The organism is Mycobacterium sp. BMJ-28, assembly GCF_054404835.1.
Genome location: NZ_CM136783.1, coordinates 6,285,071 through 6,299,783 on the forward strand (window position 1 = coordinate 6,285,071; position 14,713 = coordinate 6,299,783).

The 14,713-nt window shown below is 68.9% G+C and carries 12 protein-coding genes; 7 read left to right on the forward strand and 5 right to left on the reverse strand.

What is annotated here, in order from left to right:
- Positions 1–13 precede the first annotated feature (13 nt).
- The gene (locus tag ACXPWS_RS31040; RefSeq protein ID WP_458710322.1) at positions 14–1,888 is read right to left on the reverse strand and encodes a serine/threonine-protein kinase; all 1,875 of its coding nucleotides are present in this window, start codon (positions 1,886–1,888) and stop codon (positions 14–16) included.
- 63 nt (positions 1,889–1,951) lie between these two features.
- On the opposite strand from ACXPWS_RS31040, the gene ACXPWS_RS31045 reads away from it, so the two are divergent.
- Positions 1,952–4,486: a DEAD/DEAH box helicase gene (locus tag ACXPWS_RS31045; protein WP_458710323.1), complete on the forward strand. Its 2,535-nt coding sequence runs from the start codon at positions 1,952–1,954 to the stop codon at positions 4,484–4,486.
- Positions 4,487–4,577: 91 nt separating this feature from the next.
- Positions 4,578–5,306 carry a cutinase family protein gene (locus ACXPWS_RS31050; RefSeq protein WP_458710324.1) on the forward strand — a complete coding sequence of 243 codons (729 nt, stop codon included), beginning with the start codon at positions 4,578–4,580 and terminating at the stop codon, positions 5,304–5,306.
- Here the strand turns inward: ACXPWS_RS31050 and ACXPWS_RS31055 are convergent.
- Entirely contained in the window at positions 5,303–6,340 is a 1,038-nt protein-coding gene (locus ACXPWS_RS31055; RefSeq protein ID WP_458710325.1) for an LLM class F420-dependent oxidoreductase, read from the reverse strand. The genes ACXPWS_RS31050 and ACXPWS_RS31055 overlap by 4 nt on opposite strands.
- Positions 6,337–6,741: a nuclear transport factor 2 family protein gene (locus ACXPWS_RS31060; RefSeq protein WP_458710326.1), complete on the reverse strand. Its 405-nt coding sequence runs from the start codon at positions 6,739–6,741 to the stop codon at positions 6,337–6,339. Before ACXPWS_RS31060 ends, ACXPWS_RS31055 begins: the two co-directional genes overlap by 4 nt.
- A 57-nt stretch (positions 6,742–6,798) precedes the next feature.
- On the opposite strand from ACXPWS_RS31060, the gene ACXPWS_RS31065 reads away from it, so the two are divergent.
- Positions 6,799–7,353: a PadR family transcriptional regulator gene (locus ACXPWS_RS31065; protein WP_458710327.1), complete on the forward strand. Its 555-nt coding sequence runs from the start codon at positions 6,799–6,801 to the stop codon at positions 7,351–7,353.
- A gap of 7 nt (positions 7,354–7,360) precedes the next feature.
- On the opposite strand, the gene ACXPWS_RS31070 is transcribed toward ACXPWS_RS31065, so the two are convergent.
- The gene (locus ACXPWS_RS31070) at positions 7,361–7,558 is read right to left on the reverse strand and encodes a hypothetical protein (RefSeq protein ID WP_458710328.1); all 198 of its coding nucleotides are present in this window, start codon (positions 7,556–7,558) and stop codon (positions 7,361–7,363) included.
- A 112-nt stretch (positions 7,559–7,670) separates the two neighbouring features.
- Between ACXPWS_RS31070 and ACXPWS_RS31075 the strand changes: the two genes are divergently transcribed.
- Both ACXPWS_RS31075 and helR read left to right on the forward strand, forming a co-directional pair.
- Entirely contained in the window at positions 7,671–8,354 is a 684-nt protein-coding gene (locus tag ACXPWS_RS31075; protein WP_458710329.1) for a winged helix-turn-helix transcriptional regulator, read from the forward strand.
- Positions 8,355–8,468: 114 nt separating this feature from the next.
- A complete protein-coding gene (helR, locus tag ACXPWS_RS31080; protein WP_458710330.1) occupies positions 8,469–10,646 on the forward strand; it encodes an RNA polymerase recycling motor ATPase HelR in 2,178 nt (725 codons plus the stop codon).
- On the opposite strand, the gene ACXPWS_RS31085 is transcribed toward helR, so the two are convergent.
- Complete coding sequence (locus ACXPWS_RS31085; protein ID WP_458710331.1) at positions 10,620–11,435, reverse strand: cutinase family protein; 816 nt, start codon at positions 11,433–11,435, stop codon at positions 10,620–10,622. The genes helR and ACXPWS_RS31085 overlap by 27 nt on opposite strands.
- 448 nt (positions 11,436–11,883) lie before the next feature.
- On the opposite strand from ACXPWS_RS31085, the gene ACXPWS_RS31090 reads away from it, so the two are divergent.
- On the forward strand, positions 11,884–13,863 hold the full coding sequence (locus ACXPWS_RS31090; protein WP_458710332.1) for an MFS transporter: 1,980 nt from the start codon (positions 11,884–11,886) through the stop codon (positions 13,861–13,863).
- 12 nt (positions 13,864–13,875) lie between these two features.
- Positions 13,876–14,694: a glycoside hydrolase family 16 protein gene (locus ACXPWS_RS31095; protein ID WP_458710333.1), complete on the forward strand. Its 819-nt coding sequence runs from the start codon at positions 13,876–13,878 to the stop codon at positions 14,692–14,694.
- Positions 14,695–14,713: the final 19 nt, after the last annotated feature.

The following is a 14,713-nucleotide window of genomic DNA, read 5'->3' on the forward strand; positions in this document are numbered from 1 at the left end:
CGACCCTAGCGCGCTAGTCCCCGGTGCGGACGAACTTGTCGGTGAATTCCCCACCTTGGCATTCGCTGCCGGTCGAGATGTTCTGGCCGTGGCCGTTGAGCACCGGGATCGGATCCTGGAGGTCGGCGGGCATCGGGTACTCGGCGGTGATCTTGACATTCGTGGTGCCGCCCTGGGCGCACGGCACCATTCCCGCCTCGTTGCGGGTCCACTTGCCGTCGGCGAACACCAGCGTCACGACGCCGTCCATCGCGTGCAGCAGGCTGATGCACCGGTCACCGGTACGCAGGCAGTAGGTGCGCGCCTGCAGATCGGGTGAGCCCGGCGCGAATCCGCCGTGGGTGTACACGATCGACTCGTGATACCGCCCGTGCAGCGCGGTGGCCGGCGACGTGGTGCGCGCGGGCAGGGTGGCGGGGTCGGGTACCCGGCTGCGTTCGTTCTCGCCGGTGTGGGTGAACGTCACCGTTCGTTTGTTGCTGCTGCACCCGTTGGCTGCGGCCCGGATGGTCTCCCCGGTCAGGGTGCCGTCGGGCTGCGGGGTCAGCGTGAACACCACCCAGGCTTCGGTGGTCATGTCGTTGCACTGCACCGAGCCGGTGGCCACGGCCACCCAGTCGCCGGCGACCTGATCGAAGGTCAGGTCCGAGACCAGCACGATGCCGCTGTTGCCGACGTAGGTGGCGTTCCCGCGGCAGCCGCCCGATGTGCACGCCGAGCGCACATCCCAGGTGCCCGTCATCGCGGGCGCACCCGGGATCGGATTGCCCTCCAGGTCGGTGCCCGGGCCGTAGTCGGCCCGGTACAGGCCGGTGAAGCCGGCCCCGGTGGCCATTGCTGCAGGGGCCGCGGTGGTGGGCGGCGCCGCGGTGGGTGCCTTGTCGCCGGCCAGCAACCGCACGCCGGCGAACACGCCGGCACCCAGTAGCACGGCGAGCGCCACGAGCACCGCGAGCACCGTCTTGGCACCCGGTTTCCGCTTGGCCGCAGGTGGTTTCGCGAGCTGTGGCGGCGGCGTGGCGGCCAGCGTCGGGTGGCTGCGGAAGTCTTCGGCCGGCGCGGCCAACTGGTACTGCAGCGCGTTCGCGAACTCCTGGCAGCTCGGGTACCGGGCCTCCCGGGTCTTGGCCATCGCCCTGGCCAGGACGGGATCCAGCCCGCGCAGTTCCGGGCGGCGCTCACCCAGCGAGGGGGCGGGCGCGGTGACGTGTTTGGTGATCACCACCGCCGGGTTGGTGTCGGCATACGGTGTGGTGCCGGTCAGCAGATGAAATGCGGTGCACGCCAGCGCGTATTGGTCGGTTCGCCCGTCCATCGGATCACCGCGGAGTTGCTCCGGTGCCGCGTAGGCCACGGTGCCGACCGCCATGTTCGTCGCGGTCAGCTTCGTCGAGTCGTCCATCGGCCGGGCGATGCCGAAGTCCGCCAGGTAGATCCGCGAGGTGTCGGATTCGAGCAAGATGTTGGCGGGCTTAATATCTCGGTGCAGCAGCCCACGCTGATGCGCATAGTCCAGCGCCGAGGCGACGGCGGAGATGATCGGCAACGCGACGTGCGCCGGCATCCCGTTCGGGTAGTGATCGCGCAACAGGTGGGATGCGTCGGTGCCCGCCACGTAGACCATCGAGATCCACAGCTGGCCATCGACCTCGCCGCGGTCGTAGACGCCGAGGATGTTGGGATGCGACAGGGTGGACACCAGGTCCGCCTCGCGCCGGAACCGCGGACCGTATTCCGGATCGGTGGTCAGCGTTGCGGCCAGTACCTTCACCGCGTCCTGGCGCGGCAGCCGCGGATGGTCGGCGAGATACACGCTGCCCATGCCGCCGGCGCCCAGCAGTCGCCGGATGGTGTACCCGGCAAAGACCTGGCCCTCGGTGAGCGACACGGGCAAATCGTATGCGACCCGTCGTGCAGGCGTGCCACGTCTGTCAGGCAGGCTGGACGGGACATGACCACCGCCCCCGCCCTGCTCGAGGACCCCACCGACCTGTCCGCGTTGCGGGCGCTCGGTGCCGACCCCGACGAACTGTTCGTCTCGTTCGCCGATTGGGCCCAGCGCTGCGGCACCCCGCTGTACCCGGCACAGGAAGAGGCGCTGATCGAACTGGTCAGTGGCGCCAACGTGGTGCTGGCCACGCCCACCGGGTCCGGTAAGTCGCTGGTGGCCACCGGCGCGCTGTACGCCGCCTTGGCCGCGGATCGTCGCAGCTACTACACCGCCCCGATCAAAGCGCTGGTCAGCGAGAGATTCTTCGCGTTGTGCGATGTGTTCGGCGCGGCCAATGTCGGCATGCTGACCGGTGACGCGGCCGTGAATGCGGGTGCGCCGATCATCGCGTGCACCGCCGAGGTGCTGGCCAATGTCGCGCTGCGCGAAGGGGCGGCCGCGGATATCGGGCTGGTGGTGATGGACGAGTTCCACTTCTACGGTGACCCCGACCGCGGATGGGCGTGGCAGGTACCGCTGCTGGAACTGCGGCGCGCCCAGTTCCTGCTGATGTCGGCCACCCTCGGCGACGTCACCTTCCTGCGCGACGATCTGGCCCGCCGCACCGGCCGGCCGACGGCACTGGTGGCCGGAGCGCAGCGTCCGGTGCCGCTGTTCTACTCCTACGCCACCACACCGATGCACGAAACCATCGGCGACCTGTTGGACACCAAACAGGCACCGATCTACGTCGTGCACTTCACCCAGGCTTCGGCACTGGAACGGGCCCAGGCGCTGATGAGTGTCAACGTGTGCAGCAAGGAGGAGAAGGCCGCGATCGCCACGCATATCGGTGCGTTCCGTTTCTCCACGGCCTTCGGCAGCACGCTGTCCCGCCTGGTGCGCCACGGAATCGGGGTCCATCACGCGGGCATGCTGCCCAAGTACCGGCGCCTCGTCGAACAGCTGGCCCAGGCCGGCCTGCTCAAGATCATCTGCGGGACCGACACCCTCGGTGTCGGCATCAACGTGCCGATCCGGACGGTGGTGTTCACCGCGCTGTCCAAATACGACGGCACCCGCACCCGGCTGCTCAACGCCCGTGAGTTCCACCAGATCGCCGGCCGGGCCGGGCGCGCCGGGTACGACACCGCGGGCACCGTCGTGGTGCAGGCACCCGACCACGAAGTGGAGAACCTCAAGCAGTTCGCCAAGGTTGCCGACGATCCGAAGAAGCGGCGGAAACTGGTGCGCCGCAAGGTGCCCGAGGGCATGGTGCCGTGGAGCGAGTCGACCATGGAGCGGCTGGTGCAGGCCACCCCCGAACCGTTGACCAGCCACATGCGGGTGTCCACGGCGATGGTCCTGGACGTCGTCGACCGGCCCGGCGACCCGTTCATCGCGATGCGACGGCTGCTCACCGACAACCATGAGCCGCGCAAACGCCAGCTCAAGCTCATCCTGGAGGCGGTCGGCATCGCGCGGTCCCTGCTGCAGGCCGGCATCCTGGAACGGCTTCCCGAATCGGAACCCGACGGCCGCCGATACCGGCTCACCGTGGACCTGCCGCCCGACTTCGCGCTCAACCAACCGTTGTCCACCTTCGCGCTGGCCGCAGTGGATGTCTTGGACACCGAAGCCCCGACCTATGCGCTGGACGTGGTTTCGGTGATCGAGGCGACGCTGGAGGATCCTCGCCAGATCCTGGCCGCGCAGCTGAACAAGGCCCGCGGCGAGGCCGTCGCGCAGATGAAGGCCGACGGTATCGAGTACGACGAACGCATCGAACTGCTCGACGAGGTGACCTACCCCAAGCCATTGCAGGAGATGTTGGAGTACACCTTCGAGGTGTACCTGCGCACGAATCCGTGGGCCGCCGACGGGAAGCTGTCCCCCAAATCGGTGGTGCGTGAGATGTGGGAGCGGGCACACACGTTCCGCGAGTTCGTCAGCGAGTACGGCCTGACCCGCTCGGAGGGAGCCGTGCTGCGTTATCTGTCGGACACGTTCAAGGCGCTGCGCTCCGGGGTTCCGGTTGCGGCCCGCACCGAGGAGCTCAGCGATATCGTCGAGTGGCTGGGAGAGCTTGTCCGCCAAGTCGATTCGAGCCTGCTCGACGAGTGGGAACTGCTCACCAGCGGCGATCAGCCCGAGGCGGTCCCGGTGACGGTGCCGGTGCGGGCCCTGACCGCCAATGAGCGCGCGTTCACGGCGATGGTGCGCAACGCGTTGTTCCGGCGGGTCGAGCTGTTCGCCCGGCAGCGGTGGGCCGACCTCGGCGCCCTGGACGCCGGCTCGGGCTGGCCGGCGCAACGCTGGGCCGACGCCGGTGCGGCGTATTTCGCCGAGCACGACGAGGTGGGCACCGGCGCGGACGCGCGCGGCCCGGCCATGCTGATCTTCGACCGGCAACCCGGAACGTGGCGGGTCCGCCAGATTCTGGATGATCCGGCCGGCGACCACGACTGGGGTTTCGATATCGAGGTGGACCTCGGCGCATCGGATGAGGAAGGATCACCGGTGGTGCGGATGACTGGGGCCGGCCGTCTCGACTGAGATTCAGAGGTGCGGTTCCTGGGTATACGCACCGTGCTTATCGCGGGGCACCGGCGCCACCGCGGGTCGGGGACATATTTAGGCGGTTGTGATGAATCAGATTGATCGTTGGATGGGTGTTGCGGCGTCGGCGGTGTTCGTGGCGGCGGGTTCGCTGGTGACCGCGGGTCAGGCTGTGGCAGATCCGTGTCCGGACGTCCAGGTGGTGTTCGCGCGCGGGACGTTCGAACCGGCGGGCGTGGGCACCGTCGGGCGGGCGTTCGTGGATTCGGTGCGGGCGAAGGCGCCGGGCAAGTCGGTGGACGAGTATGCGGTGAACTACCCGGCGTCGCTGGACTTCGCCACCGCCGCAGACGGTGTCATCGACGCCAGTAACAAGGTCCGCGCCACGACGGCGGCCTGCCCGAACACCAAGATCGTGCTCGGCGGCTACTCCCAGGGTGCCGCGGTGGCCGCGTACATCACGGCCGACGCCGTGCCGCAGGGCTTCGCGCTTCCGCCGGGTCTCAGCGGCCCGATGCCCGCCGACGTCGCCGACAAGGTCGCCGCCGTGGCACTGTTCGGCAAGCCGTCCAGCGGGTTCCTGCAGATGATCTACACGGGTGCACCCCCGATCACCGTCGGTTCCCGGTACGTGGGCAAGACCGACGATATCTGCATCGAGGAGGATCCGGTGTGCTCTCCGACCGGCAGGGATCAAGCCGCGCACGGCACCTACATCGACCGCGGACTGACGGATCAGGCGGCCGGCTATGTGGTCAGCCGCCTGGGCAGTCAGCGGTCGGTGCAGCCCGTGGACCAGACCGCCGCGCACCGCTAAACCAGGTCGCGCAGCGTTTCGATCAGCTTGACCCGGGCGGCGGGTGTTTCGGCAATCGGCACGACGTTGAGTGCCGTCACGCCCGCCTCCCGGAACGCGGCAACCCGTTCCTTGACGAATGCCGCTGAGCCGATGAGGGATACGTCGCGCACCAGCTCGTCGGGCACTGCCTTGGTCGCGGCCTCCTTGTCGCCGGCCAGGTACAGCTCCTGGATGCGGTCGGCCTGCGGGCCGTAGCCGTAGCTGGTGGCCAGGGCATGGTAGAAGTTCTTGCCCTTGGCACCCATCCCGCCGATGTAGAGCGCCAGATGGGGTTTGACGAATTCCCGCAGCGGCTCCACGTTGTCGCCGATGGCCAGCGCCGGCCCGGCGTACACGTCGAGCTCGCCCAGTGCCGGATCACGGCGGGCCCGGCCGGCAGCCAGCGCCTTGCCCCACACGTCGCCCGACTTCTCGGGCAGGAAGAAGATGGGCTGCCAGCCTTCGGCGATCTCGGCGGCCAGCTCGACGTTCTTCGGCCCGAGAGCCGCCAGCAGGACCGGGATCCGTTCGCGCACAGGCCGGTTGATCAACTTCAGCGGTTTGCCCAGCCCCGTGCCGCGGTCTTTGGGCAGTGGGATGGTGTAGTGCTCACCGTCGAACTGCACCCGTTCGCGGCGCCACACCTGCCGGCAGATCTGCACCACTTCCCGGGTCCGGGCGATCGGCGCGTCGTAAGGCACCCCGTGGAACCCCTCGATGACCTGCGGGCCGGAGGCGCCGAGGCCCAGGATGAACCGACCGTCGGAGACGTAGTCCAGCCCGGCTGCCGTCATCGCCGTCAGGGTGGGGGTGCGGGTGTACAGCTGCAGGATGCCCGAAGCCAGTTGCACCCGTTGGGTACTGGCGGCCAGATAGCCCAGCGCGCTCACCGCGTCGAACGAGTACGCCTCGGGAACGAAGACGATGTCCAGGCCGGCCCGTTCCAGATCCGCGACCTCGGCCGCGACCTCCTTGAAACCGCCGGCGTAGTTGATACCGAGCCCGATCTTCACGAGTTCTGAGCTCCTTCCAGCGCCTCCCGCTGGATCTGCGGGAACTGCGCAGCCATCGCCTCCGAGAGCGCCTGGGCGCCGGACAGCGGGCGCACCATCACCATGAAGTCATCGATCAGGCCGTCGTCGTCGGTGTGGATGAAGTCGCAGCCGGTGATCCGTTTGCCGGCCACCGTGGCCTCGAAGACCAGCGCGTGGTCGTGCCCGTTCCCGTCGGTGATCTCCCGGACGTACCGGAAATCCTCGAACACCCGCAGCACCCCGCGCAGGATGGCGGCGGTGATCGGCTTACCCGGGTAGGGCTTGAACGCCACCGGGCTGGTGAACACGACGTCATCGGCCAACTGTGCGGCCATCGCGTCGGGGTCTCGGGCCTCGACGGCTTGACGGAATGGATGCATCCGGCACCTCACATAGTCACTTTGTTGAATAGGTGTGGATGACAGTACAGTAGCCGCGTGGCACTACGCGACGCGGTGCTGGCCGCCCTGCTCGGCGGTGAGTCGTCGGGGTATGACCTGGCCAAGTTGTTCCATGCGTCGGTGGCCAACTTCTGGACTGCCACCCCCCAACAGCTCTACCGCGAACTCGACCGACTGGCAGCCGACGGTCTCATCGAGGCCCGGCTGGTGCAACAGGAACGCCGGCCCAACAAGCGACTCTTCTCGCTGACCCCCGCCGGCCACGCCGCCATCCGGGAGTTCACCGCCGCGGCGCCGAAGCCCTCCACCTTCCGCGACGAGTTGCTCATCAAGGTCAACGCCGTCGACGGGGGCGATCCGGTGGCCGTTCGCGGTCTGGTCGCAGATCAATTACGTTGGTCGACAAGTAAACTCGAACGCTATGAGCGGATGCGCCTGCGCCTGCTCGGCGACCGCGACGAGGACGACTTCCTGGCGACCGGTCAGCGGATCGGCCCGTACCTCACGCTGTTGCGCGGAATCTCTTTCGAGGAGGAAAACATCCGCTGGGCGCAGCGCACGCTGTCGGTGCTCGACAAGCGCTTGACCTGAGCCGCGCTCAGAGCCGGAACATCTCGCGTGACATCGCCGCGTCTTCGATGACGCGATCGCGCCTGGGCGGGTAGTACCGCCGCTGTTTGCGGTCCGAGGCCGGCAGTTCCCGCTCCGCCATCCATTCGCGCGCCAACCCGTGCACCAGTGCCATCAGAATCCGGCGGGCCCGTGTCGGTGATCCCGCGTGTGTCAGTGCAGCCATGACGCCTTCCCCTTCACCTTTGCTGCCCGAAACCTAACATAAGAAATTGAAGTGCGCACCATGTTTTATCAGTCCGCATACGAATTCTGTAGCGCTCCGGTAGGGTTTGGTCATGTCCCGGCGCAATTACGGTCAGTTCTGCGGTCTCGCGCATGCCCTCGACGTGGTGGGCGAACGGTGGACGTTGCTGATCGTCCGGGAGCTGGCCTCGGGCCCCAAGCGCTACAACCAGCTCGCCGAGGCGCTGACCGGCATCGGTACCAGCCTGCTCGCCACCCGGGTGCGGCAGCTGGAGACCGACGGCGTCGTGGCGCGCAAGCTGATCCTCGATCAGCCCAACACGGCGGTGGCCTACGAACTCACCGCGTCCGGCTTCGAGCTCGCCGAGGCCGTCATCCCGCTCGCGCTGTGGGGTGCCAGGCACCAGATGGCCGGCGCGAGCGCCGTCGACGAAGCCTTCCGAGCCGAGTGGGCACTCGGTTTCCTGGCGGCGGCCGACGCCGACGACATGCCCCCGGACTTCGCCGCCGTCTATCAGTTCCACATCGACGGCAGCAGCGCGTGGCTGCGGGTGCGCAACGGACGAATGCGCGTCACCGCCGGCGAGAGCCCGGACGCCGCCGTCACGGTCCGGACCACCGCCGCGACATTCCTCGCGATCGCGGGCCGGCACGTCACCATGCGGGAGGCGATCGCCCGGGGTGATCTGGAGGTCACCGGCGATCCTGCCGCGATGGCCGCATTGACCGGTATCGTCGAGCGGCGCCTGCCCGGCAACGCCACCACGGGTGCCTGACTCCCCTTTCCACCATATAGCCAGGTGGGGGGCTTGCGGCAAGGCCAGGGTGGTATCGCAGAATCATTGGCCTGAACCGGAACTCATCTGGGTTCGGGTGCGTTGGGGGGAACTGTGACTACCGGAGAAACCGGGTATGAGGGCGAGCTGCGGTCCGAACGGCTGTACGTGGACCGGCTCTACTCCCGGCTGGATGATGACCGCGCGGCAGCCAAGCGGCGCTATGACGCCGCACTGCGCGGCGATATCGACGCGCAGGACGGGGCGACCCTGCTGGAGCGCGATGTCAGCGTGCGCGCCCTGGCCAAGGAGATGCGGCGCCTCGACGTCGCCGACAGCGGCCTGTGCTTCGGACGGCTGGACACAGCGGACGGCGAACGGCTCTACATCGGGCGCCTCGGCCTGTTCGACCCGACCGACGGGTACGAACCCGTGCTGCTCGACTGGCGGGCCCCGGCATCCCGCGCCTTCTACACCGCCACCGCCGCGAACCCGGAGAACATGCGGCGACGCCGCCAGTTCCGCACCCTGGGCCGCAAATTGGTCGGATTCACCGACGAGGCGCTCGGCCGGCCCGACGCCACCACCGGTGGCGACGCCGCACTTCTGGCCGCGGTCAACGCGCCCCGCGGTGAGGGGATGCGCGACATCGTCGCGACCATCCAGGCCGAGCAGGACGAGATCATCCGGTTGGACCACCCCGGCGTGCTGGTGATCGAGGGCGGTCCCGGCACCGGCAAAACCGTGGTGGCACTGCACCGGGTGGCCTACCTGCTCTACACCCGCCGCGAGCAGATCGAGCGCCACGGCGCGCTGGTCGTCGGGCCCAGCCCGGCGTTCCTCGAACACATCGGCCGGGTGCTGCCCTCCCTCGGCGAGACCGACGTGGTCTTCACCACCACCGGCGACCTGGTGCCCGGGCTGCACGTCACCGCCGTGGACGCCCCCGGCGTCGCACGGATCAAGGGCTCGCTGCGAATGCTGGACGTGCTGGCCGCCGCGGTCGCCGACCATCAGCGCCTGCCCGAGGAACCACTGGTCATCGAGCTGTCCGATGTGACGGCGCGCATCGACGCCGAAACCGCGCAGTGGGCCCGCGACGAGGCACGCGGCAGCGGCCACCCGCACAACCAGGCCCGCGCGGTGTTCATCGACATCATCACCTATGTCCTCACCGAGCGGGCGATCGCGCGCATCGGCAAGGGCTGGCTGTCGCGCTCGGACAAGAACGCCTGGGAACAGATGCGCTCCGACCTGCTCGAGGACCTGATCGAGAACCCGGCCTTCCACGCCGCCATCGACCAGCTTTGGCCGCTGCTGACCCCGGAATCGGTGTTATCGCAACTGTATTCGTCTCATGACCGGCTCAAGGCCGCCGGCGCCGACGAATCACTGTGGCGCGCCGACGGTGCCGCGTGGACGGTTTCGGACGTGCCGCTGCTCGACGAACTGGTCGACGTGCTCGGCCGGGACCGGGCCGCCGACCGGGCCGCCGCGCGCGAGCGCAAGAAGCAGCAGGACTACGCCAAGGGTGTGCTCGACCTCATGGTGGCCCGCGAAGAACTGATGGACGACGAGGACCGGCTGCTGGCCCAGGACGTCTTGGCCGCGGAGGACCTCGCCGATCGGTTCGCCGAGCGCGACACCCGCGAGCTCGTCGAACGCGCTGCCGCCGACCGTGATTGGACGTACCGGCACGTGGTCATCGACGAGGCGCAGGAGCTGTCCGAGATGGACTGGCGGGTGCTGATGCGGCGCTGCCCCGCACGGTCCTTCACCATCGTCGGCGACCTGGCGCAGCGCCGTTCGGCAGCCGGTGCCCGCTCATGGGACGAGATGCTCGCCCCGTATGTGCCCGGCCGCTGGGTATACCGCTCATTGTCGGTGAACTACCGCACACCTTCGGAGATCATGGCCGTGGCGGCCGCGCTGCTCGCCGATTTCGCGCCGGATGTCACGCCGCCGGAGTCGGTGCGCGCGTCCGGCTTCGCGCCCTGGGCCCGTCGCGTCAGCGCCGACGAATTACCGTCGGCGATAGCACAATTCGTGGCCGAGGAGGACCGCCTGCCCGGCACCAGCGTCGTGATCGGACCGCCAGGGATGCCGGGCACCGTACCCGCGTCGGAGACCAAGGGCCTGGAGTACGACGCCGTCCTGGTGGTCGAACCGGGGGCGATTCTCGCGGACGGGCCCGGTGGGGCGGCCGACCTCTACGTCGCGCTGACCCGAGCCACCCAGCGCCTCGGCGTGCTGCACACCGGGCCGTTACCGGAGGCTCTGCGCGGGCTGTAGCTCGGAGGCCAGCACCAGGTTGTACAGCGGGGCGCCCCAGGCGTGCAGGCCGGCGGTGGTCGGCGCATAGCCGGTGTGGATGGCGATGCCGGCCGGGGACATCGACTCCTGGTCCGGGACGGAGTCGCAGACCGGGTCGCCGGCATCGCAGACGCTGACGGTGCGCGCCCCGATGGCCGCGGGCAGCGTCGAGGTGTCCGTCGACGCCAGGAACGAATGTTCTTGCGCCACGCCCTTACCCACCCCGGGGGTCAGCGCCGCCGAGCCCATGTTGATGGTGGTGTCGGCGGGCAGCCGGTCGCCGTCGGCGACCAGCAGCGCGGCCACCACCCGGGGGTCATCGGCGAGGTCGTGCAGGTTGCGGTGAATCACCATGGCGCCCTGTGAATATCCGGCGAGGATCACCTTGGTGTCCGGGCACTGCGCACTGAAGGACTTCAGCTGATCGGCCGCGGCATCGGTGCCGTCGTGCACGCTGTCCATGAAGGTCATCCAGCCTCGCACCCCGCCGTCGGCGGGCACCGGTGCGGCCGGGTACTGCACGGCCTCGGCCGTGATGGTGCGCCCGTCGGCCGCCAGGGCGCTCTGCAGTTGCTGGTACGACTGGTAGACGACGTCGCCCATCCCGCCGTTGGCGCCGAGGTGCGCGGCGTCGCGCTGGCCCGACCCGGCCGCGCCGATCCAGTGGTAGTCCGGGCACCCCGGCTCCGCTGACGCGCTTCCCATCGACATCCCGGAAACTCCCATGGCGATGACTGCCGCCACCACCGATGCCACCCGACCGATCACCCGACGCCCCTTCCGCAAGTCACAGCAAAGGATTCATCGTCACCGGCGGGCCGGGTGTTACGTGACATGCGGCACGGGCCGGCCCGAGGGTGCTCGGGAGGTTCGATGACGCAGATAAGTGCAGCTAATTAGTGTTTGTGAACGAAATACGCGGTTTGCTCGACGTACCCGCGCCCGGCCCGGGCCCACCCGCGGGTCCGCGAACCGATAGGATGACACCATCTCCGCGCTGACGATGCCGTCACCGCGTTCGCCCCACCGGTGAAAATGTCTCTCGGCGTGGGCAATCGAAATGAACTGCCGACATCAGGGCGTTCCCGGTCACCGCACCGGGAACAAACGCCCGTTCGAAGGAGTTGCAGCGACACGTGGCCGACCCAATCCGGATGACCAGCCGGCCCCGCGCTGCGCACAACTGCCAGCAAATTCACAGGTTCGGGTATCGCTGATGCGCCAAGGACCGCTGGCCGGACGCTATCCGGCGGTGGCCGCCATGGTCACGCTCGCGCTGATTCCCTACCTCGCGCTGTCGGCCGCGCTGGACCCGCTGGTGCCGATCATCTCCGAACAGCTGCACATGACCGCTCAGCAGATGAGCCTCAGCTCCGGCCTCGGTAACGCCGCCTACGCCGTGGGCACGGTGCTCGCGGTCCAGTTCGCCCAGCATCTGCCCCAGCGCCGGATGCTGCTCGCCTACGCCGTGTTGCTCGTGCTGGGCTCGGTGCTGGCCGCCGCGGCGCAGAACGCCGGCATGTTCATCGGCGGTCACGTGCTGCAGGGCCTGTCGACCAGCATGCTGCTCATCGCGGCCGCGCCGCCGCTGACCATCGGCTTCCCCAGGGACAAGCTGCGCAACACGGCCATGATCATGAACATGTGCGTGTTCGGCGCTGTCGCGCTCGGCCCGTTCGTCGGCGGTGTGCAGGCCGAGTCGCATGCCTGGCGGCCGCTGTTCTGGATCGTCGCCGCCGTCGCGCTGACGGCGCTCATCCTGGCCGCGCTCACCTTCGACGACGCCCCGCCCGCCGACCGGGAAGCACCCCGCGACCTGTGGGCGATCGCGCTGGCCGCTGCCGGCTGCACCGCCGCGTTCGTCGGGGCCGCGCAGCTGACCAGTCACGGCTTCGGTGACATGGCGGTGACCGGTCCCATGCTCGGCGGTCTGGCGCTCATCGTTGCGCTGATCGTCTATCAGTTCCGGGCCCGCCGCCCGTTGCTGACCATCCGCACGATGCTCACCAGCGCCATCCCCGTCGCCGGGGTGGGTGTCGCGCTGTTCGCCGCGGCCGCCTCGGTGGCCGCGACCGCCCTGACGGCCAACGTGTTCCTGCTGAGTTTCAGCCCGGTGCAGGTCGGGTTGCTCTACCTGCCGGAGTTGGCCGGCGCGGTGGTGATGGCCGTGGTGTTCGGCATCGTGATCTCCCGGCGCGCCATGCACTACCTGCCGCTGGTCGGCATGGCCCTGCTGGCGGCGGGCATCCTGGTGTTCCGGCTGGCGCTGCCGGCCAATCAGCCGCTGGCCATCGTCGGCTCGGCGCTGACCGGTCTCGCCCTCGGCGCCACCGTCGCACCCGCGCTGTTCGTAGCCGGATTCTCGCTGCAGTCCAACAGCCTGCAGCGGGTGTTCGCGATCATCGAGCTGCTGCGCGCGGTGGCGGCGTTCATGGTGGCGCCGATCTTCGCGCACTTCGCGGCGACGACGGCCGGCGACCTGGTCACCGGCACCGGTACCGCGCTGTGGATCGGGTTCGGGCTGGCCATCGCCGGCGCGGTGTTCGGGGTGGCCGTCTACGTCCTCAGCGGTGCCCGGCCGCAAACCCCCGACCTGGACCTGTTCTTGAACGGCGAATCGCCGGCCTGGTACTCCCCACCGCTGCTGGCGCGCTTGCGCAAGGGACTGCCCGCGCCACCGCCCACCACAGCACCGGTACCCGCCGAGGCAACCGAGCACCCCGGCCGGGCCGGCTCCCCCGGCCCGATCCTCATCGCCTACGACGGCTCCGAGCGTGCCGCGTCGGCCATCACGGCGGCCGCGGCCCAGCTTCCACCCGGCCGCCAGGCGCTGCTGGTGTGCGTCTGGCAGCCCGTCGACGTGGGCTTCACCCCGACCGATGGCGGGCGTTTCGACGCCGACAAAGCCGCCGAGGTGCGCCGCGCGGCGGAGCAGACCGCCGCGCACGGCGCGCAACTGGCCGCCGATGCCGGGTTCCTGGTGTGCAGCAAAGCCGTCGAAGCCTCGCCCACCTGGAAGGGCATCGTCGGCGCCGCCCGTGAGCACCAGGCCAGCCTGATCGTGCTCGGTCCGCATCGCCGCAACGGCCTGCTCGGGCATCTGCAGGGTAGCGTCGCAGCTGCAGTCGTGGCGCATACCGACACTCCGGTGCTCATCGTTCCCGAAGCGTCGGACCTGGTGTCCGCGATCAGCTGAGAGGAACTACGGATGAACCGACGCGACATGATGTTGCTGACCGGAATCGGCGCGCTGACGGCCGCCATGCCCACCCCCGCTGCCCAGGCCGCTCCGGTCGCACCGCCACCCGCGGCGCCCGCGGCCGGTGGTTATCTCTTCGCCGATGAATTCGACGGCCCCGCCGGTTCGGCACCCGACGCGTCGAAATGGGAAGTGGCCCTGGCGCGCGAATCGATGGAAGACCCGACGTTCTGGGAGTTGCCCGGCAATGTCGGGCAGTACCGCGACGACCGCCGAAACGTCTTCCTGGACGGCAAGTCGAATCTCGTCTTCCGCGCCGCGAAGGACGGCAACACGTTCTACAGCGGCAAGCTGTTCGGCAAGTGGCGGGGTGGCATCGGGCACAACTGGGAGGCCCGGATCAAGCTGAACTGCCTCACCCCGGGTAGCTGGCCGGCCTGGTACCTGGCCAACAACGACCCCACCATTGGTGGGGAGGTCGACATCATGGAGTGGTACGGCAACGGCAAATGGGCGCCCGGTACCGCGGTGCACGCCAAGCTCAACGGCGGCGAGCACGTCAGCCAGACGATCAGCGTCGACAGTGCCTGGCACACCTGGCGGGTGCAGTGGGATGACGCGGGTATGCGGTTCTGGCGGGACTACACCGACGGCGCCCAGCCGTATTTCAACGTCCCGGCCCACGCCCTACCGGACTGGCAGTTCAATCAGCCTGGCTACCAACTGTTTCCGGTGCTGGATCTGGCGGTGGCCGGGTCCGGCGGTGGCGACCCGGGCGCCGGGACCTATCCGGCCGACATGCTCGTCGATTACGTGCGAGTCTGGTGACGCCGCACGCCTTTTCAGA

Excerpts from the sequence above, each read along its gene's own strand:
- ACXPWS_RS31095 (WP_458710333.1), top strand. The coding sequence starts at position 13,876 with ATGAACCGACGCGACATGATGTTGCTGACCGGAATCGGCGCGCTGACG.
- ACXPWS_RS31045 (WP_458710323.1), top strand. The coding sequence starts at position 1,952 with ATGACCACCGCCCCCGCCCTGCTCGAGGACCCCACCGACCTGTCCGCG.
- ACXPWS_RS31050 (WP_458710324.1), top strand. The coding sequence starts at position 4,578 with ATGAATCAGATTGATCGTTGGATGGGTGTTGCGGCGTCGGCGGTGTTC.
- ACXPWS_RS31075 (WP_458710329.1), top strand. The coding sequence starts at position 7,671 with ATGTCCCGGCGCAATTACGGTCAGTTCTGCGGTCTCGCGCATGCCCTC.
- ACXPWS_RS31090 (WP_458710332.1), top strand. The coding sequence starts at position 11,884 with ATGCGCCAAGGACCGCTGGCCGGACGCTATCCGGCGGTGGCCGCCATG.
- ACXPWS_RS31060 (WP_458710326.1), bottom strand. The coding sequence starts at position 6,741 with ATGCATCCATTCCGTCAAGCCGTCGAGGCCCGAGACCCCGACGCGATG.
- ACXPWS_RS31070 (WP_458710328.1), bottom strand. The coding sequence starts at position 7,558 with ATGGCTGCACTGACACACGCGGGATCACCGACACGGGCCCGCCGGATT.